This is a genomic window from Ferrimonas aestuarii, from assembly GCF_005116665.1.
GTDB classification, from domain to species: domain Bacteria; phylum Pseudomonadota; class Gammaproteobacteria; order Enterobacterales; family Shewanellaceae; genus Ferrimonas; species Ferrimonas aestuarii.
Genome location: NZ_SWCJ01000008.1, coordinates 14,922 through 33,864 on the forward strand (window position 1 = coordinate 14,922; position 18,943 = coordinate 33,864).

The 18,943-nt window shown below is 53.1% G+C and carries 14 protein-coding genes; 11 read left to right on the forward strand and 3 right to left on the reverse strand.

What is annotated here, in order from left to right:
• Positions 1-39: 39 nt before the first annotated feature.
• The gene (gene rne / locus FCL42_RS11770; RefSeq protein WP_136863617.1) at positions 40-3,330 is read right to left on the reverse strand and encodes a ribonuclease E; all 3,291 of its coding nucleotides are present in this window, start codon (positions 3,328-3,330) and stop codon (positions 40-42) included.
• Positions 3,331-3,863: 533 nt separating this feature from the next.
• Between rne and rluC the strand changes: the two genes are divergently transcribed.
• Both rluC and FCL42_RS11780 read left to right on the forward strand, forming a co-directional pair.
• Positions 3,864-4,832 carry a 23S rRNA pseudouridine(955/2504/2580) synthase RluC gene (rluC, locus tag FCL42_RS11775; protein ID WP_136863618.1) on the forward strand — a complete coding sequence of 323 codons (969 nt, stop codon included), beginning with the start codon at positions 3,864-3,866 and terminating at the stop codon, positions 4,830-4,832.
• Between the two features lie 34 nt (positions 4,833-4,866).
• Positions 4,867-5,511 carry an HAD family hydrolase gene (locus FCL42_RS11780; protein WP_136863619.1) on the forward strand — a complete coding sequence of 215 codons (645 nt, stop codon included), beginning with the start codon at positions 4,867-4,869 and terminating at the stop codon, positions 5,509-5,511.
• A gap of 91 nt (positions 5,512-5,602) precedes the next feature.
• Here FCL42_RS11780 and FCL42_RS11785 read toward each other — a convergent pair whose 3' ends face one another.
• On the reverse strand, positions 5,603-6,571 hold the full coding sequence (locus FCL42_RS11785; RefSeq protein ID WP_136863620.1) for a DUF5692 family protein: 969 nt from the start codon (positions 6,569-6,571) through the stop codon (positions 5,603-5,605).
• Positions 6,572-6,738: 167 nt separating this feature from the next.
• Here FCL42_RS11785 and FCL42_RS11790 point away from each other — a divergent pair, with 167 nt between their 5' ends.
• Entirely contained in the window at positions 6,739-7,623 is an 885-nt protein-coding gene (locus FCL42_RS11790; RefSeq protein ID WP_136863621.1) for a LysR family transcriptional regulator, read from the forward strand.
• A gap of 67 nt (positions 7,624-7,690) precedes the next feature.
• Here FCL42_RS11790 and FCL42_RS11795 read toward each other — a convergent pair whose 3' ends face one another.
• Positions 7,691-8,980: a citrate synthase gene (locus FCL42_RS11795; RefSeq protein ID WP_136863622.1), complete on the reverse strand. Its 1,290-nt coding sequence runs from the start codon at positions 8,978-8,980 to the stop codon at positions 7,691-7,693.
• A 398-nt stretch (positions 8,981-9,378) separates the two neighbouring features.
• Between FCL42_RS11795 and sdhC the strand changes: the two genes are divergently transcribed.
• The 8 genes from sdhC (at position 9,379) to sucD (ending at position 18,912) form a co-directional block, all read left to right on the forward strand.
• Complete coding sequence (gene sdhC / locus FCL42_RS11800; RefSeq protein ID WP_136863623.1) at positions 9,379-9,753, forward strand: succinate dehydrogenase cytochrome b556 subunit; 375 nt, start codon at positions 9,379-9,381, stop codon at positions 9,751-9,753.
• On the forward strand, positions 9,747-10,094 hold the full coding sequence (gene sdhD / locus FCL42_RS11805; protein WP_136863624.1) for a succinate dehydrogenase, hydrophobic membrane anchor protein: 348 nt from the start codon (positions 9,747-9,749) through the stop codon (positions 10,092-10,094). The genes sdhC and sdhD overlap by 7 nt, the downstream gene beginning before the upstream one ends.
• The gene (gene sdhA / locus FCL42_RS11810) at positions 10,095-11,849 is read left to right on the forward strand and encodes a succinate dehydrogenase flavoprotein subunit (protein ID WP_136863625.1); all 1,755 of its coding nucleotides are present in this window, start codon (positions 10,095-10,097) and stop codon (positions 11,847-11,849) included. It abuts the gene before it with no gap.
• Between the two features lie 12 nt (positions 11,850-11,861).
• Positions 11,862-12,569, forward strand: coding sequence for a succinate dehydrogenase iron-sulfur subunit (locus FCL42_RS11815; protein WP_136863626.1), 708 nt, complete (start codon positions 11,862-11,864; stop codon positions 12,567-12,569).
• A 186-nt stretch (positions 12,570-12,755) separates the two neighbouring features.
• Complete coding sequence (sucA, locus tag FCL42_RS11820) at positions 12,756-15,566, forward strand: 2-oxoglutarate dehydrogenase E1 component (protein WP_136863627.1); 2,811 nt, start codon at positions 12,756-12,758, stop codon at positions 15,564-15,566.
• Positions 15,567-15,587: 21 nt separating this feature from the next.
• A complete protein-coding gene (odhB, locus tag FCL42_RS11825; RefSeq protein ID WP_136863628.1) occupies positions 15,588-16,784 on the forward strand; it encodes a 2-oxoglutarate dehydrogenase complex dihydrolipoyllysine-residue succinyltransferase in 1,197 nt (398 codons plus the stop codon).
• 89 nt (positions 16,785-16,873) lie between these two features.
• On the forward strand, positions 16,874-18,040 hold the full coding sequence (gene sucC / locus FCL42_RS11830; protein WP_136863629.1) for an ADP-forming succinate--CoA ligase subunit beta: 1,167 nt from the start codon (positions 16,874-16,876) through the stop codon (positions 18,038-18,040).
• Positions 18,040-18,912, forward strand: a complete 873-nt coding sequence (sucD, locus tag FCL42_RS11835; RefSeq protein WP_136863630.1) for a succinate--CoA ligase subunit alpha — start codon at positions 18,040-18,042, stop codon at positions 18,910-18,912. Before sucC ends, sucD begins: the two co-directional genes overlap by 1 nt.
• The last annotated feature ends 31 nt before the right edge of the window (positions 18,913-18,943 follow it).

The following is an 18,943-nucleotide window of genomic DNA, read 5'->3' on the forward strand; positions in this document are numbered from 1 at the left end:
GTGCGTGAACACTGCCGTTTTTGCGTCGGAGATTGCGAGTTATTCGCTGTCTTCCGGCTTAGTCATCTCGGCGTTGGAAGAGAAGCGGTAACGGCTTTGAGCAAAGTCGTTTGGCTTGGCTTCGGCAGCCGGTTTTTGTTCTGCAGCAGACACTGGGGCAGAGTCAAACTCAGGCACTTCCACCTCTGGAGTGGCCGCTTGAGAGAACGCAGCCTTAGCAAAACGGCTGGCTGGTTTTACCGGCTCCGCTTTTGCTTCTACTGGCGCAGAGGCTTTTTCAGCCACAGGCTTAGGCTCGGCCGCTGGCGCAGAGGCTTTTTCAGCCACAGGCTTAGGCTCAGCCGCTGGCGCAGAGGCTTTTTCAGCCACAGGCTTAGGCTCGGCCGCTGGCGCAGAGGCTTTTTCAGCCACAGGCTTAGGCTCGGCCGCTGGCGCAGAGGTTTTCTCAGCCATTGGCTTAGGCTCGGCCGCTGGCGCAGAGGCTTTTTCAGCCACAGGCTTAGGCTCGGCTGCTGGCGCAGAGGCTTTCTCAGCCACAGGCTTAGGCTCGGCCGCTGGCGCAGAGGCTTTTTCAGCGACTGGCTTAGGCTCGGCCGCTGGCGCTGACGCTTTCTCAGCTACTGGCTTAGGTTCAGCCGCTGGCGCAGAGGCTTTCTCAGCGACTGGCTTAGGCTCGGCCGCTGGCGCAGACGCTTTCTCAGCGACAGGCTTAGGCTCGGCTGCTGGCGCAGAGGTTTCTGCCGCGAACATATCCAACTGAGTTTCTTGTCCTGCATCCGTTGCTTCTGGGTAGCGAGCGGTTACTGGGTCTTTTTGAGCCTTACGCTCGATATCCTGAGCATCGCTGCTGCCATTTGGCTCGTCATCGCGCTGGCGGCGACGACGTTGACCGGCGGCGCGCAGGTGGCGAGGGCTGCGACGGCTGCGGCGCTGGCTTTCACGCTCTTCGCCTTCTTGGTTGTCTTGCGCTTTGGCAGGTGCTTCCTCTGGAGCATCCACTTTTGCTTCAACAACTGGCGCGATCACAATTTCAGCCTCTACCGCTTTGGTATCAACGTCTTCAACCTTAGGTGCTTTAGGCTTAGGGTTACGTTTCGGCGCTTTAGGTTCCTGAGCTTTTGGCTCTTTTGCCGGTTGCGCTTCTGCTGCCTGCGGTGCGTTTTCGTTTTGCAGGCGAACGGTCTTGTCTAGCTTGCGACGTTGACGACGTTCTTTGACGATTTCACGCTTTTCAGGTTGAGCTGCCGTTTGATCAGTCTCTACCTGCTTGTTGTGATCGACGTTCTCATCTTTACGACGGTTACGACGGTTACGAGGCTGCTTGTCTTCACGCCCCTCTTTGCTGCGCTTTTCAGTATGCTCTTTGTTTGGCTTATTGCCGCGACGTGTGTCTTGAGTATTTTGCTGTTCTTCATCGCGATCACGGTTACGGTTGCGGCCGCGCTCATTGCGATTGCCACGCTCGTTGCGATCACCGCGCTCATTGCGGTTACCGCGCTCGCCACGTTCACCGCGTTCACCACGATTGCGATCGTTTCGGTTGTTGCGACGACGATCGTTACGACGACGGCTGTCACCACTCTTACTATCACGAGAAGATTTGCCTTTCTTCTCCTCTTTGGGCTCTTCACTGGAGAACAGCGCTTTGAGGCCTGCGGCCAGCTTAGCGAACAGAGAAGGCTGCTCTTCTTGCTTCTTCGCTTTTGGCTCAGGTTTTTTAGGCTTTTCCGCGACTGGCTTCGGTGCTGCCATAGTGCGAATGGCTGGACGGTCGGCAACCTGCTTTTCCAGCTTGCGAGGTTCGTACAGCACTGGCTCTGGCGTTTCAGCGATCTGGTAGCTGGCTTCGGTAATGGTGTCGTCTTTGCGATGACGAGTCACGATGTAGTGTGGTGTTTCCATATGAGGGTGAGGAATCACATACACTTCAACTTTGTGGCGCTGCTCGATGATACGAATGGCTTTACGCTTTTCGTTTAGCAGGAAGGCCGCTACGTCAGTTGGAACCTGAGCTTCAATCTGAGCGGTGTTGTCTTTGATCGCTTCCTCTTCCATCAAGCGAAGGATGGACAGGGCCAGAGACTCGGTACCACGTACCACGCCTTGTCCACTACAGCGAGGACAGATGTTGGCAGAGGACTCACCCAGAGAAGGACGCAGGCGCTGACGGGACATCTCCATCAGGCCAAAGCGAGAGATACGGCCAATTTGAACTCGGGCACGGTCTTGACGGACGGCATCACGCAGGCGGGTTTCCACTTCGCGCTGATGGCGGGCAGGACCCATGTCGATGAAGTCGATCACTACTAAGCCACCTAGGTCACGCAGGCGCAGCTGACGAGCAATTTCATCGGCCGCCTCTAGGTTGGTCTGCAGCGCAGTCTCTTCGATATCGCCACCCTTAGTTGCGCGGGCAGAGTTAATATCGATGGCAGTTAGCGCTTCGGTTGGGTCGATAACAATCGAGCCGCCTGACGGCAGACGCACTTCCCGTTGGAACGCAGATTCAATCTGAGTTTCAATCTGGTAGTGGGTGAACAGTGGCACTTCCGCTTTGTACAGCTTAACGCGGTTGACGTAGTCAGGGCGCACCAGGTTGATGTGCTCAATGGCTTCCTCGTAGATGCGCTGGTGATCCACCAGAATTTCGCCGATATCGCGGCGTAAGTAGTCTCGAATAGCACGAACGATGACGTTACTTTCCTGATGGATCAGGAAAGGCGCATCGCGAGAGTCGGAAACCTGTTTGATTTTGTCCCAGTGGTTCAGCAGAACTTTAAGATCCCAGTCAAGCTCTTCGGCCGCTTTGCCCACACCAGCGGTGCGTACAATCAGCCCCATGCCTTGAGGCACTTCCAGCTTACTTAGGGCTTCCTTAAGTTCGGTGCGCTCATCGCCTTCGATACGACGGGAGATGCCGCCGGCACGAGGGTTGTTAGGCATTAGCACCAGGTAGCTACCGGCTAGGCTGATAAAGGTGGTCAAGGCGGCGCCTTTGCTGCCACGCTCTTCTTTATCAATCTGAACGATAACCTGCTGGCCTTCTTTGATCACCTCTTTGATGTTTGGGCGACCTTGGAAGGAGTAGCCTTCAGGGAAGTATTCGCGAGCGATCTCTTTCAGCGGCAGGAAGCCATGACGCTCGGCGCCATAGTCTACAAATGCGGCTTCTAGGGAAGGTTCTACGCGGGTGATTTTGCCTTTGTAGATGTTGGCTTTTTTCTGCTCATGACCTGGGCTTTCAATATCCAAGTCGTACAGACGCTGCCCATCGACTAAGGCAACACGCAACTCTTCTGATTGAGTTGCGTTGATTAGCATTCTTTTCATTGTTGGTGACTCTATCCAAATTGTCAGTCACCGTTTCAGGTCGAGCATCCGTATCTACCGGAGTCCCAGCGCATTGTAGGCAGTCTCACGACTGGTTGACTGGGATTCGCCCATCAACACATTAAGTTGTCACAAAGCGGGCTGTAGGCTTGCCACAGATGGTCTTATCCGCTTTGGATTCTTTGGTTGTGCAGCAAACGGCTGCGACCAAAACGCCTTGGCGTTTTGGCTTGGTATACTTCCGGTTATCCGGACTCGAGGCCTGAATCGGGTTCCGATTTCATTCCTATTAAAGGGGTCAACTGCCGTTTTTTTGTGCTTGGCTCCATCGGTAAAGCTTAAACCGCAGTGGAGGCGATAGGGCACGAATTTGCTATTAGAAATTCTTAGCAGGACCAAAAAATATGCAATCAAGTCAGTTTGCTTCTGCATGCTTGACTGCATCGGTAGGAATATAGCAACTCAATGCTCAAGCGGCAATCTACAATATGAAGATTATCGATGATTTGCGGTTTCGTAGTACAATAGCGGCCATGACTGATTCAAATAAAGCCAATTCACCCAAGGTGCAGTGGGTGACCGTCGATCCTGACTATCAAGATCAACGTATCGATAACTTTTTAAGAACTTTCCTTAAGGGCGTTCCTAAAAGCCTCATTTACCGTTTGCTGAGAAAGGGCGAAATCCGGGTAAATAAAAAGCGCATCAAGCCAGAATATAAACTGCAGGGCGGTGATGAAATTCGTATTGCTCCGATTCGGGTGTCTGAAAAAGACCCAGAGCAGCAATTGCCGTCGGCCAAATTGACCAAGGTTTCCTCCCTTGAGAAGCAGATCGTCTATGAAGATAAGTTGATCATGGTGATCAACAAACCTTCGGGCATTGCGGTTCATGGTGGCAGCGGCGTCAACTTTGGTGTCATTGAAGCGCTCAGAGCACTGCGTCCCGAGGAGAAAAATCTCGAGTTAGTGCATCGTCTTGATCGGGCGACCTCTGGGCTGCTGATGCTGGCGAAGCGCCGCTCGGCACTGAAGCATATGCAGAATCAACTGCGTAGCAAAACCATGAATAAGCAGTACTTGGCCTTGGTCAAAGGCAAATGGCAAGACCGGGATCGTTTGGTCAGTGAGCCGCTGCTGAAAAACACCCTGAAGTCCGGCGAACGCCTAGTGCGGGTGGACAGTGAAGGCAAGCCATCGGAAACCCGCTTTCGCACCGTAGAGCGTTACGGCAGAGAGGCTACCTTGGTGGAAGCGAGCCCGATTACGGGGCGTACCCACCAGATTCGAGTGCACGCTCAGTGTAAAGGTCACCCGATCGCCTGCGATGATCGCTATGGTGACGATGCCTTTGACGGCAAAATGCGCAGCAAGGGGCTAGATCGTTTGTTCCTTCACGCACACAAGCTGAAATTCATCCACCCAGGGGATGACACCACCATTGAACTGGAAGCGCCGCTGGAACCAAAATTAAAGAAACTGCTCAATTCACTTAAAGGCTAATTCGTAAGGCCCAAGCACACTATTTAGGGATCACATGACAGATAAACTGGTTATTTTTGATTGGGACGGCACCTTGATGGATTCCGTTGCTCGCATTGTCGATTGTTGGCAGCGAGCGGCGGCGGAGCTTGAACTGGAGCACCTGAGTGCGGATACCGTCAAAGGGGTGATCGGATTAAGTGTGGAAGCGGCCATTGATACGCTCTACCCTGGACTGGATGCGACGACTGCCGACAGGTTCAAAGACCGCTATCGCGACTGGTATCTCAATCTAAGCGAGGTGGAAACGCCGCTGTTTAGTGACGCTGAGTCTACTTTGGTTGGGTTACAGCAGCGTGGCTTTACCTTGGCGGTGGCCACCGGCAAAGGTCGTCAGGGGCTAGATCGGGTTCTTGATGCATCGGGCTTAGGTCACTACTTTGCTGCAACCATTACGCCAACGGAAGCGGCATCTAAGCCGGATCCACAGATGATCAATCAATTGCGTCAGCGGTTAGGGGTTGAGGCGCAGCATACCTACATGGTTGGGGATGCGGGCTTTGATCTGGCGATGGCCAATAACGCCGATGTGAATGGTATTGGCGTGAGTTTTGGTGCGGCCTCAGTGGAAAAATTGCTGGAGTATCGTCCGATTAAGGTGGTCGACAGTTTAACGGATCTGTTGACGGTGCTGGATTAGTCGATAGTTTCTGATTGAGTCAAAGTAACGAAAATGCCGCCATGAGGCGGCATTTTTTGTGCTTGTTGTTTAGAGCCTTAGCTCATTGGGTTTACGCAACGGCGGCCTTGGTGCCTTTATCGGCATTGTCTGAACTGTACTTCAAAGCAGCAACCTCTTTGTAGCCAGTGAGATCGGTGTACAGCTCGTCTTTGGTTGGACGCAGCTTACGGGTGCGGATGCGATGCACTTGGTAAGCAAATACGGCAACGTTGGCGGCGAAGCTCAGCAGCGATACCACCCACAGTGCCGTTACGCTGCCGGAGGATTTCACCGCGTACTGTGAGGTGTCAACGAAGTGAGGGAAGGTCATTACAAACATCATCCAGAAACCTAAGGTGTGGGCACGGTGTTGCAGCCACGCGCCTTTCTGAATGAAGAACGCGGGGATGGTGCAGGACAGCAGCAACATCACGCCAGCGTAGAAGGAATGGTCTGGCACGCAGTTGTAAACGTAGGCGAAGTTCCACAGATCATAAGCGATGATCCAGAACCACAACATGTCGGGCCACAGCATGTCTTTAGACTTCTTAGAGCTGATGAAGATACCTGCCCAGCCACAGATGGTGATGATGTTCAAAATACCGGCGATGCCGTTGAAGATGTTCCATGCGCCCCCTTGAATCATCATGCCATCTTGCATGCTCGGTAGGCCGAAAGTGGAGACCTGAAAATCGCGTAGTACCGCTTCAAAGATGTTGACCCCGAGAATCAGTGCAGGGAAGAACAGCATGAAGGAGTTGGTTTGCAGTTTTTTAATGTAGCGCAGTGCCATAAAGCCAACGCAGCCTGCTAAGCAGGAATACACCTTAGCCCAGTGAAACCAGGTACCCACGGTGGAGCCTTCTGCGCTGGTGGTGTCTTGCCATACGGTAAAGGTTAGAACGATAGGCAAAATGATAAAGCTGATAATACCCGCCCACATGCTTCGCCGAGAGATCTCATTTAGGACGATGAGTCCGGCTAACACAGCCAGACCGGCGAGGATCTGCTGTTGAGATAGGGGTTCGAATAAGAACATGATTACACCTCTTCCAATGGTCAAATTACGGCTTAAAAGAGAAACAATCTCAATGAGATATGAGTTGATTCACAAATAGAACTTTTGCTCTATTCTAGGGGTGTCTATGGGGGCATGGTAGGGGCTAATATGAGCGGTAGATGAGCTAAAAACAGGACACCATGACCATGCCGAATTTGGATGATCTGCAGGTTTTTTGTCAGGTAGTACGGTACAAGGGCATCAGTGCAGCGGCCAAAGCCGGGGGCATGCAACGCTCAAAAGTGAGTCGGCGCTTGCAGGAGTTGGAGCGAAAATTAGGCTATCAACTACTGATTCGAACCACCCATACCATCGAGCTTACGGAGCAAGGCCGGTGGCTGTATGAGCAAACCAACTCTCATCTGACGGTACTCGAAGAGGTGATGACGGTACTTGAGGAGCAAAATCGAGAACCCAAAGGCACATTGCGCATTGCCATCCCTCCGGTATTGGGGGTCACCGAATTTTTTACCGACGTTATTGAACACTACACCAGCCTCTACCCTAAGGTCGCGGTGGAGGTGGAGCATCAAAAACAACCCATTGATCTACGCCGGACTAATACCGACATCCAAGTGTTGCCAGTATACTCACAAGCGGTGGATGATGATCTGGTTCAGCAATATTTTCTTGAGCTTCCTTGTGCCATGGTAGCGAGTGTGGAGTATGTGAACCGATTTGGTGAGCCGCACTGCCTCGATGATCTGCGTCATCATAAGCTGTTAGGCAGCCGTTATAGTAAAATGCAGTTGCCTGAGAGCTTTAATTACTTCGTTTATAGCGAAGATCTTCACCTGTTACGTAATCTTGCCCGAGATGGCAAAGGTATCGCCATGTTGCCAACGGTAATGTTAAAACGTGGATTTGAAGAGGGCATATTAAAGCCACTGTTGACCGATCATCGCTTTAGCGATCTAAAGACCACCCTTATCTACGCTTCCCAGCCGTATCTGTCGCAGCGGTGCCGTAAGATGGTACAGCTTTTGAAAAAGACCGCTGAGAAAGAGGGCTTAATCAGCTATCCGGCTTGATGGCGCCTAAAAACAAAAAGCCCTAACCGGAGTTAGGGCTTGGTTTAATCGTTAGCGTAAATAGCGATTATTTACGGTCGCTAACGTTGAGGTAGTCACGGCGAGTTTTACCGGTGTAAAGCTGGCGAGGACGACCAATCTTGTGACCAGGCTGACCCAACATCTCCTGCCAGTGAGCAATCCAGCCAACCGTACGAGACAGGGCGAAAATCACGGTGAACATGGAGGTAGGAATGCCGATGGCCTTCATGATGATACCTGAGTAGAAGTCGACGTTCGGGTAGAGCTTCTTCTCAACAAAGTACTCATCTTCCAGAGCGATGCGCTCAAGTTCCATGGCCACGTCCAGCAGCGGATCTTGAATGTTCAGCTCTTTCAGCACTTCGTGACAGGTTTCGCGCATTACAGTCGCGCGAGGGTCGAAGTTCTTGTACACCCGGTGACCGAAGCCCATCAGACGGAACGGATCGTTCTTGTCTTTGGCTTTGGCAATGAACTCAGGAATGCGATCCACGCTGCCGATTTCGGCCAGCATTTCCAGACAGGCTTCGTTCGCTCCGCCGTGGGCAGGACCCCACAGTGACGCCACGCCCGCTGAGATACAGGCGAATGGGTTGGCACCAGAAGAGCCAGCCAAACGCACGGTGGAAGTGGACGCGTTCTGCTCGTGGTCCGCGTGCAAAATGAAGATGCGATCCATCGCTTTCTCGATGACCGGGTTCACTTTGTACTCTTCACAAGGCACAGAGAACATCATGTGCAGGAAGTTACCTGCATAAGAGAGGTCGTTGCGAGGGTAAACGAACGGTTGGCCTAAGTTGTATTTGTAGGCCATGGCTGCCAGTGTCGGCATTTTGGAGATCAGGCGGAATGCACAGATCTCACGGTGCAGTGGGTCGTTTACGTCCAGCGAATCGTGGTAGAAAGCGGACAGGGCACCAACAACACCACACAGAATCGCCATTGGGTGGGCATCGCGACGGAAACCCTTAAAGAAGGTGGAGATCTGCTCGTGAACCATGGTGTGGTTACGAATGGTGCTTGAGAATTTTTCCAGCTGAGCTTTGTTTGGAAGCTCTCCAAACAGCAGAAGGTAGCAAACCTCTACATAGCTTGAACGAGTGGCCAGCTGGTCAATTGGGTAACCGCGGTGCAATAGCACACCTTTACCGCCATCGATGAAAGTGATTTCTGATTCACAGGAGGCGGTGGCCATAAAACCAGGGTCGAATGTGAAGAATCCTTCCTTCCCGAGGCTACTGATGTCGATAACATCGTGACCTGCTGAACCGGAGTGAACCGGAAGTTCAATCTCGGATTGACCCTGTACATGAAGCGTGGCTTTAGTGTCAGCCATACTGCGTTCTCCTTACTACATTATTGTTATCTATCCATAACGTTGGCTCCTAGTTTACGAGAGCTGAATCACAAAAAGCAATCGTCTGGTCGGAGGTTTCTCTCTAAAGCGCCGAATTTATAGACTTTTTCTATTGATTGATTTAACAGATTGCCGTGTGCGAAAAATCTCGTTATTCCAGAAAATGTGATGTTTGTAATCAAAATCAGCGATATGTATACTGGCGTCGGGCCGCTGGAAAGAGGCAGTAAGCGGTGAGTTTTTTAAGGGACCACCTTCTAATTACACTCGGCTATGTTATTGCCTATTTCGGTTGAAATGCCTACCTAGGAAAGGTGAAAAAAGCCGCCTTTCGGTGGATATAACAATAATTGCTCAATGGAGCTGAGTGAGCAGCTGTGAATAAGCAAAGACCTGTCTACTTGGATCTAAGCCAGATCCAATTCCCCGCTACGGCGATTGCATCGATTTTGCATCGTGTCAGTGGCGTCATAACCTTTGTTGGTATTGCCATCTTAATGTGGCTACTGGCAACTTCCCTGTCATCCGAGCAAGGCTTTAATGCCGTTAAGTCCTACTTTGACCTCTTTATCGTGAAGTTCGTCATCTGGGGACTGCTAACTGCACTGGCCTACCACGCCATCGTTGGTGTTCGCCATCTTATTCAAGATATGGGGCACTTCGAAGAGATGGATTCCGGTAACGCGTCTGCGAAGATCAGCTTTGCCATCACCATCGTAGTCTCAGTATTGGCGGGAGTTTGGGTATGGTAAATAACGCAGCCAGTTTTGGACGCAGCGGCGTTCAAGATTTCGTTTTGATTCGCGCCAGTGCCTTGGTACTGCTGGCATACACACTCTATCTGGTGGGCTATCTGGTTATGACGCCAGATCTTACCTTCACGCTTTGGCAAGAGTTCTTCGGAAGCATCATCACAAAAGTTTTCACCCTTTTGGCGCTGTTTAGCGTACTAATTCACGGGTGGATTGGTTTGTGGCAGGTGGCAACCGACTACATCAAGCCGCCTCGACTGAGAGCGTTTAGCTTGTTTGCCATCAATGTTGTACTGCTGGCCTATTTGGCCACAGGTATTGTGATTCTGTGGGGTGTGTAAGTGAGTATTCCAGTTCGCGAATTTGACGCAATTGTTATTGGTGCTGGTGGCGCAGGCATGCGCGCGGCACTGCAGATTTCTCAAGAAGGCAAGACCTGTGCGCTGCTTTCTAAAGTGTTCCCAACCCGTTCCCATACGGTGTCCGCTCAAGGTGGCATCACCGTAGCGCTGGGCAATGCCCACGACGATAACTGGGAATGGCACATGTACGATACCGTAAAAGGCTCCGATTACATCGGTGACCAAGACGCCATCGAATACATGTGTAAGACCGGCCCGGAAGCCATCATTGAGATGGAAAACATGGGCTTGCCGTTCAGCCGTTTTGAAAACGGCAAGGTATATCAGCGCCCATTTGGCGGCCAGTCGAAGAACTTCGGTGGTGAGCAGGCCGCTCGTACCGCCGCCGCCGCTGACCGTACCGGCCACGCGTTGCTGCACTGCCTGTATCAGCAAAACGTTAAGAACAAAACTGAGGTGTACTCTGAGTGGTACGCCCTCGACTTAGTTAAAAATGAAGATGGCGCCGTAGTGGGTGCTACCGCCATCGACATCGAAACCGGCGAAATTGTTTATTTCAAAGCCAAGGCCACTGTACTGGCCACTGGCGGTGCAGGTCGTATCTACGCCTCTACTACCAACGCCCACATCAATACCGGTGACGGAGTTGGTATGGCGCTGCGTGCTGGAGTGCCAGTGCAAGACATGGAAATGTGGCAGTTCCACCCAACCGGCATCGCTGGCGCTGGGGTACTGGTTACCGAAGGCTGTCGTGGTGAAGGCGGCTACCTGCTAAACAAAGACGGCGAGCGCTTCATGGAGCGTTATGCCCCGAATGCGAAAGACTTGGCTGGCCGTGACGTAGTAGCACGCTCCATCATGACCGAAATCCGCGAAGGTCGCGGCTGCGATGGTCCATGGGGCCCTCACGCCAAGCTGAAGCTGGATCACCTGGGCGAAGAGGTGTTGGAATCTCGCCTGCCGGGCATCTGTGAGCTGTCTCGTACCTTCGCTCACGTCGACCCTGTAAAAGAGCCAATCCCCGTTATCCCAACCTGTCACTACATGATGGGCGGCGTACCGACCAACGTAAATGGTCAGGTAATCGATGCCGAAGAAAACCCAGTACATGGTCTTCTGGCAGTGGGCGAAATCGCCTGCGTATCGGTGCACGGTGCCAACCGTTTGGGTGGTAACTCGCTGCTGGATCTGGTGGTCTTCGGCCGCGCAGCAGGTAAGCACCTTGGCGCAACGTTGGATGCTCAGCCAGAACAAAAGGATGCCACCGAAGAGGACATTCAAGCTTCTTTGGCTCGCCTGAACCGCTGGGAAAACAATGAGAATGGCGAAGACCCTGCGCAGATCCGCAAAGATCTGCAGCAGTGTATGCAGATGAACTTCTCAGTATTCCGTCAGGGCGACTCCATGGCAGAAGGTCTGAAAGAGCTTAAAGCCATCAAGGCGCGTTTGCAGAACGCCAAGCTGGATGACCGCTCTAAGGCGTTCAACACCAACCGCATCGAGTGTTTGGAGCTGGACAACCTGATGGAGACCGCCATCGCAACGGCGGAAGCGGCTAACTACCGTACCGAAAGCCGTGGCGCGCACTCACGTGAAGATTACCTTGAGCGTGACGATGCCAACTGGCTGTGCCACACCATCTACAACCCGCTGAACGGTGAGATGAGCAAGCGTGAGGTGAACATGACACCTAAGCTGCGTGAAGCCTTCCCGCCGAAGAAGCGTACCTACTAAGGAGAGCGAGACATGAATTTGCAAGTATCGGTCTATCGCTACAACCCGGACGTAGACGTAAAGCCTAAGATGCAGGACTACACCCTGAACCTTCCTGAGGGCTCAGACGTGATGGTGCTGGACGTGTTGTTGATGCTTAAAGAGCAGGATCCAACTTTGGCATTCCGCCGCTCTTGCCGTGAAGGGGTATGTGGCTCCGACGGTTTGAACATGAACGGCAAAAACGGCCTAGCCTGCATCACGCCAATCTCGGCGTTTAAAGGCAAGAAGCTGACCATTCGTCCACTGCCTGGTATGCCGGTTGTGCGAGATCTGGTTGTGGACCTGACTCAGTTCTACAAACAGTATGAAAAGGTCAAGCCTTACCTTATCAACGATGGTAAGAACCCTGGCCGTGAAAACCTGCAATCACCAGAAGAGCGCGCCAAGCTGGATGGTCTGTATGAGTGCATTATGTGTGCTTGCTGCTCCACCGCGTGTCCATCGTTCTGGTGGAACCCAGATAAGTTTGTGGGCCCAAGTGGCTTGCTGCACGCCTACCGCTTCTTGGTGGACAGCCGTGATACGGCTACCGATGAGCGTTTGGCGGAACTGGATGACGCCTTCAGCGTATTCCGCTGCCACGGCATCATGAACTGCGTTAACGTTTGCCCTAAGGGATTGAACCCAACCAAAGCCATTGGCCACATCAAGTCAATGCTGCTGCAGCGGGCTGTTTAACCTTGTACGATTTTGCTTATCGAAGCATATGAAGTAACAGGTCACCTCTTGTGCTGCCAAGGCGGTGACCTTTTTGTATGATTGCTTAGCCACAGCTTGTCCCATCTTCGACTAAAAGCCAGTGGCACAAACAATAAGATTGCCGTAAAACGGCGCAAGCCAAGCTTGGTTTATAAAGGAATACACATGCAACAAGGCTCATTGCAAGAGTGGCTGGACAGTTCCCATCTAGCCGGTGCCAATGCAAGCTATATCGAAGAGCTGTACGAGAGCTATCTGGAAAATCCAGATGCGATTTCGCTGCAGTGGCGGGACATCTTCGATACCCTACCTGCCAATGGACAGGCTGAAGAAGCGAATCATCGCCGCATTCAAGATTATTTCCGACAGGTAGCCATGGAGCAGACCAGCTCCGTGAAAACCGCAGTAGACCCAGACCTGACCGCAAAACAGGTTAAAGTACTGCAGTTGATTAACGCCTACCGTTTCCGTGGCCATCAGGCCGCTAACCTAGATCCTCTGGGTTTGTGGAAACGCCTTCCTGTGGTTGAGCTGACCCCAGAGTTTCACGGCCTGACCGAAGGCGATATGGAGCGCGAGTTCAATACTGGCTCCTTCGCATACGGCTCAGACACCATGAAGCTGTCGAGCCTGCTTAAAACCCTGCAATCGACTTACTGTGGCTCCATCGGCGCCGAGTACATGCACATTACCGACACCGAAGAGAAACGCTGGATTCAGCAGCGTCTTGAGCCGGTGGCGGGTAAAGCCAGCTTTGATGACGAGCATAAAAAGCGCATCCTTTCCGGCCTAAACGCCGCCGAAGGGATGGAAAAATATCTGGGGGCCAAATTCCCAGGTGCCAAGCGTTTCTCCCTTGAAGGGGGCGATGCGCTGATTCCAATGATGCGTGAGCTTATCTACCGCGCTGGCGACCACGGCACCAAAGAGGTGGTGGTCGGCATGGCGCACCGTGGCCGACTGAACGTATTGGTTAACATCCTCGGTAAGAAGCCTGCGGATCTGTTCGATGAGTTTGCCGGTAAGCACGACGAAGGGCTGGGCAGTGGTGACGTGAAATACCACCAGGGCTTCTCTTCTGATTTCGCAACCCCATCTGGCAACGTCCACCTGGCGCTGGCGTTTAACCCTTCTCACCTTGAGATTGTAAACCCAGTGGTCATGGGCTCAGTTCGTGCTCGTATGGATCGCCTAGGCTGCGAAAACGGCCAGAAGGTGATGCCAATTACCATTCATGGTGATTCGGCCATTGCCGGTCAGGGTGTGGTGCAAGAAACCTTCAACATGTCCAAGACCCGTGGCTTCAGTGTTGGCGGTAGCGTACGCATCGTGGTCAATAACCAAGTGGGCTTTACTACCTCTAATCAGGAAGATACCCGCTCAACTGAGTATTGCACCGACATCGCCAAGATGGTTCAGGCGCCGATTTTCCACGTTAATGCCGATGACCCAGAAGCGGTGGCGTTCGTGTCTCAGCTGGCGGTGGACTACCGTTACGAATTTGGCCGCGATGTGGTGATCGACCTTATCTGTTATCGCCGTCACGGTCACAACGAAGCGGATGAGCCTAATGCGACTCAGCCGCTGATGTACCAAAAAATTAAGAAGCACCCAACGCCGCGTAAGATCTACGCCGACCGTCTGGTTGACGCCAAGGTGATGGCGGATAGCGACGTAACCGAAATGGTGAACGGCTATCGTGACCAGCTGGATCACGGTGAGTGCGTGGTTCCTGAATGGCGAGTGATGGAGCAACACTCTGTCGACTGGCGTCCGTTCTTGGGCCACAACTGGGATTGTGACTACGAGTCCACCATTCCGATGGCCAAATTGACCGAGCTGGGTAACACCCTGTGCGATCTGCCAGAAGGTCATAAGCTGCAGTCTCGAGTGAACAAGATCTACACCGACCGCAAGGCAATGGCCAATGGTGAAAAGCTGTTGGACTGGGGCATGGCGGAAACCTTAGCCTACGCCACCTTGCTGGAGAGCGGCACTCGCATCCGCTTGACCGGTCAAGACTCTGGCCGAGGCACCTTCTTCCACCGTCATGCGGTGCTGCACAATCAGAACGATGCCAGCGCTTACATGCCGCTGCGCCACCTGAGTGACGACCAAGCGCCGATTGAAATTTATGACTCGGTGCTGTCTGAAGAGGCGGTACTGGCCTTTGAATATGGCTATGCCACGGCAGAGCCAGCCACCTTGACCATGTGGGAAGCCCAGTTTGGTGACTTCGCCAACGGCGCTCAGGTGGTGATTGACCAGTTCCTAAGCTCAGGTGAGCAGAAGTGGGGCCGCCTGTGTGGCCTAACCATGTTGCTGCCACACGGCTATGAAGGTCAGGGCCCTGAGCACTCCTCCGCGCGTCTGGAGCGTTTCCTACAGATGTGCGCCGACCACAACATGCAGGTGTGCGTGCCATCGACGCCGGCTCAGGTGTATCACATGATTCGCCGTCAGAGCATTCGTCCGATGCGCCGTCCTCTGGTGGTCATGTCGCCGAAGTCTTTGCTGCGCCACCCATTGGCGGTAAGCAGCTTGGAAGAGCTGGCTGAAGGCACCTTCCAGAACGTAATCGCTGAGATCGACGAGCTGGATCCTACCAAGGTTGACCGCGTGGTGTTCTGCTCAGGTAAAGTCTACTTTGACCTACTTGAGAAGCGTCGCCGTGAAGAGCTTACTAACGTTGCCATCATTCGAGTCGAGCAGCTGTACCCATTCCCGCACCCAGAGATGGAAGCGATTTTGGAACAGTATCAGCATGTGACCGACTTCGTATGGTGTCAGGAAGAGCCGCAAAACCAGGGCGCGTGGTACTCAAGCCAGCACCACTTCTGGCAGGCGATTCCAAAACGGGCCACCCTCACTTACGCCGGGCGTCAAGCATCGGCCGCCCCAGCGGTGGGTTACCCGTCATTACATAACAAACAACAACAGGCGCTGGTGAATGCCGCCCTGAATATTGAAGAATAATTGCACAAGGAAAGTTTACCTATGAGCATCGAAATTAAGGTTCCCGTACTGCCAGAGTCCGTTGCCGATGCCTCCATCGCCACTTGGCACGTTCAGCCAGGCGATAGTGTTAGCCGCGACCAGATCTTGGTCGACATTGAGACCGACAAAGTGGTACTGGAAGTGCCTGCACCAGAAGATGGTGTGATGACTGAAATCACCCACGGCGAAGGCGATACCGTTCTGGGTGAGCAGGTGATTGGCCTGTTCAAAGCCGGCGTGGCACCAGGTGCGGAAGTGAGCAAAGAGGAGGCGGAAGCCAAATCTGAAGCTCCGGTTGCCGAAGCACAAGATGAGAGCAACGACAGCCTGAGCCCTTCAGTTCGTCGCCTGATTGCTGAGCATAACTTGGATGCCAGCCAGATCAAGGGCACCGGTGTTGGTGGTCGCATCAGCAAGGAAGACGTGGAAGCCTTCCTGAAAGCCAAGCCTGCCGCTCCAGCGGCTCAGGAAGCGGCCCCAGCGGTTGAGCTGTCTGGTCGTACCGACAAGCGTGTTCCTATGACTCGCCTGCGTAAGCGCATCGCCGAGCGTTTGCTGGAAGCGAAGAACTCCACCGCCATGCTGACCACCTTTAACGAGGTCAACATGAAGCCGATCATGGAGCTGCGCAAGCAGTATCAAGACATCTTCGAGAAGCGTCACGGCATCCGCTTAGGCTTTATGTCCTTCTATGTTAAAGCGGTTGTGGAAGCGTTGAAGCGCTACCCACAGGTGAACGCCTCGTTGGATGGCGATGACATGGTGTACCACAACTACTTCGACATCAGCATTGCGGTTTCCACCCCTCGTGGTCTGGTAACCCCAGTTTTGCGTGACGCAGATAAGCTGTCGGTAGCTGAGATCGAAAAGGGCATTAAAGACTTAGCGATCAAAGGCCGTGACGGCAAGTTGACCGTGGAAGAGCTGACCGGCGGCAACTTCACCATCACCAACGGTGGTGTATTCGGCAGCCTGATGTCTACCCCAATCATCAACCCACCTCAAAGTGCCATCTTGGGCATGCACGCCATCAAAGACCGCCCAATGGCGGTAGATGGCAAGGTCGAGATTCTGCCGATGATGTATCTGGCGCTCTCTTATGACCACCGAGTTATCGATGGTAAGGAATCCGTAGGCTTCCTGGTTACCATCAAAGAGCTATTGGAAGATCCAACGCGTCTGTTGTTGGATATCTAATTAAACGGGGCCGTTTTTAAGAACGGCCAACCCCCCATGCCCGGTCAGGATTTCTGGCCGGATTATAAGAAGTTATATGGATAGAACATATGAATCTGCATGAGTATCAAGCTAAGCAGCTGTTCGCTGAGTACGGTCTGCCAGTTTCCGAAGGCTACGCCTGTAGCACCCCGCAAGAGGCCGCTGAAGCCGCTGATAAAATTGGTGGCGATAAGTGGGTTGTTAAGTGTCAAGTTCACGCCGGTGGCCGTGGTAAAGCTGGTGGCGTTAAGCTAGCTAGCAGCAAAGATGAGATTCGCGAGTTCGCCCAGAGCTGGTTAGGCAAAAATCTGGTGACCTACCAGACTGATGCCAACGGTCAGCCTGTCACTAAGATTTTGGTTGAGTCTTGCACCGACATCGATCAGGAGCTGTACCTGGGCGCGGTTGTTGACCGTGGCACTCAGCGCATCGTATTCATGGCGTCTACCGAGGGTGGCGTTGAGATTGAAAAGGTTGCGGAAGAGACCCCAGAGCTGATCCACAAAGCCGCTATCGATCCACTGGTTGGCCCTCAGGCGTACCAAGGTCGTGAGTTGGCGTTCAAACTGGGCCTGAAAGGCGACCAGATCAAACAGTTCACCAAGATCTTCTTGGGTCTGGGCCAGATGTTCATCGACATGGACTTCGCACTGCTGGAGATCAACCCGCTGGTTATCACCGATCAGGGCAACCTGCACTGCCTAGATGGCAAGATCAACATCGACTCTAACGCTCTGTACCGTCAGGCCAGCGTTCGCGAGATGCACGATCCATCTCAGGAAGACGCTCGTGAAGCGCACGCAGCTCAGTGGGAGCTGAACTACGTGGCTCTAGATGGCAACATCGGCTGCATGGTAAACGGCGCCGGTTTGGCCATGGGTACCATGGACATCGTGAATCTGCACGGCGGCCAGCCAGCTAACTTCCTGGATGTGGGCGGCGGCGCTACCAAAGAGCGTGTTACCGAAGCCTTTAAGATCATCCTGTCCGACGACAACGTTAAAGCGGTTCTGGTGAACATCTTCGGCGGCATCGTCCGTTGTGATCTTATCGCAGACGGCGTTATCGGCGCAGTAGAAGAGGTAGGCGTTAAGGTTCCTGTTGTGGTTCGCCTAGAGGGTAACAACGCCGAACTGGGTCAGCAGCGTCTGGCTGAGTCGGGTCTGAATATTATTGCTGCTACCAGTCTGACCGACGCCGCGCAGCAAGTTGTACGAGCTGCGGAGGGTCAGTAATGAGCGTTTTAATCAATAAAGATACCAAGGTAATCTGCCAAGGTTTCACCGGTGGTCAGGGAACTTTCCACTCTGAGCAAGCCATCGCTTACGGTACTCAGATGGTCGGTGGTGTGTCTCCTGGTAAAGGCGGCACCGAGCACCTAGGTTTGCCGGTATTTAACACCGTACGGGAAGCGGTAGAGGCCACTGGCGCTACTGCTACCGTTATCTACGTTCCAGCACCTTTCTGTAAAGATGCCATCTTGGAAGCCATCGATGCGGGCATTGAGCTTATCGTCACCATCACCGAAGGCATCCCGACTCTGGACATGCTTGAAGTAAAAGTGAAGCTGGATCAAGCGGGCGTTCGCATGATCGGCCCTAACTGCCCAGGCGTTATCACCCCAGGTGAGTGCAAAATCGGCATTATGCCAGGCCACATCCACAAGCCAGGTAAAGTGGGCATCGTATCTCGTTCCGGCACTTTGACCTACGAAGCGGTTAAGCAGACCACTGACGAAGGTTTTGGTCAGTCTACCTGCGTTGGTATTGGTGGTGACCCAATTCCAGGTTCTAACTTCATCGACGTTCTGGAGATGTTTGAGAAAGATCCTGGCACCGAAGCGATTGTGATGATTGGTGAGATTGGTGGTACTGCAGAAGAGGAAGCGGCGGCCTACATCAAGGCTAACGTAACCAAGCCTGTGGTTTCCTACATCGCCGGTGTTACTGCGCCTCCAGGTAAGCGCATGGGCCACGCTGGTGCCATTATTGCCGGTGGTAAGGGAACTGCAGACGAGAAGTTTGCTGCTCTGGAAGATGCGGGCGTTCGTACCGTACGTTCACTGGCTGACATCGGCAGCGCACTGCGTGAAGTAACTGGCTGGTAATCGGCTATCAAAGGTCAGTGCTCACTCACTG

Coding starts and splice junctions, on each gene's coding strand:
- odhB (WP_136863628.1), top strand. CDS start 15,588: ATGAGCATCGAAATTAAGGTTCCCGTACTGCCAGAGTCCGTTGCCGAT.
- FCL42_RS11780 (WP_136863619.1), top strand. CDS start 4,867: ATGACAGATAAACTGGTTATTTTTGATTGGGACGGCACCTTGATGGAT.
- sucC (WP_136863629.1), top strand. CDS start 16,874: ATGAATCTGCATGAGTATCAAGCTAAGCAGCTGTTCGCTGAGTACGGT.
- sdhD (WP_136863624.1), top strand. CDS start 9,747: ATGGTAAATAACGCAGCCAGTTTTGGACGCAGCGGCGTTCAAGATTTC.
- sucA (WP_136863627.1), top strand. CDS start 12,756: ATGCAACAAGGCTCATTGCAAGAGTGGCTGGACAGTTCCCATCTAGCC.
- rne (WP_136863617.1), bottom strand. CDS start 3,330: ATGAAAAGAATGCTAATCAACGCAACTCAATCAGAAGAGTTGCGTGTT.
- sucD (WP_136863630.1), top strand. CDS start 18,040: ATGAGCGTTTTAATCAATAAAGATACCAAGGTAATCTGCCAAGGTTTC.
- FCL42_RS11785 (WP_136863620.1), bottom strand. CDS start 6,571: ATGTTCTTATTCGAACCCCTATCTCAACAGCAGATCCTCGCCGGTCTG.
- FCL42_RS11790 (WP_136863621.1), top strand. CDS start 6,739: ATGCCGAATTTGGATGATCTGCAGGTTTTTTGTCAGGTAGTACGGTAC.
- FCL42_RS11795 (WP_136863622.1), bottom strand. CDS start 8,980: ATGGCTGACACTAAAGCCACGCTTCATGTACAGGGTCAATCCGAGATT.
- rluC (WP_136863618.1), top strand. CDS start 3,864: ATGACTGATTCAAATAAAGCCAATTCACCCAAGGTGCAGTGGGTGACC.
- FCL42_RS11815 (WP_136863626.1), top strand. CDS start 11,862: ATGAATTTGCAAGTATCGGTCTATCGCTACAACCCGGACGTAGACGTA.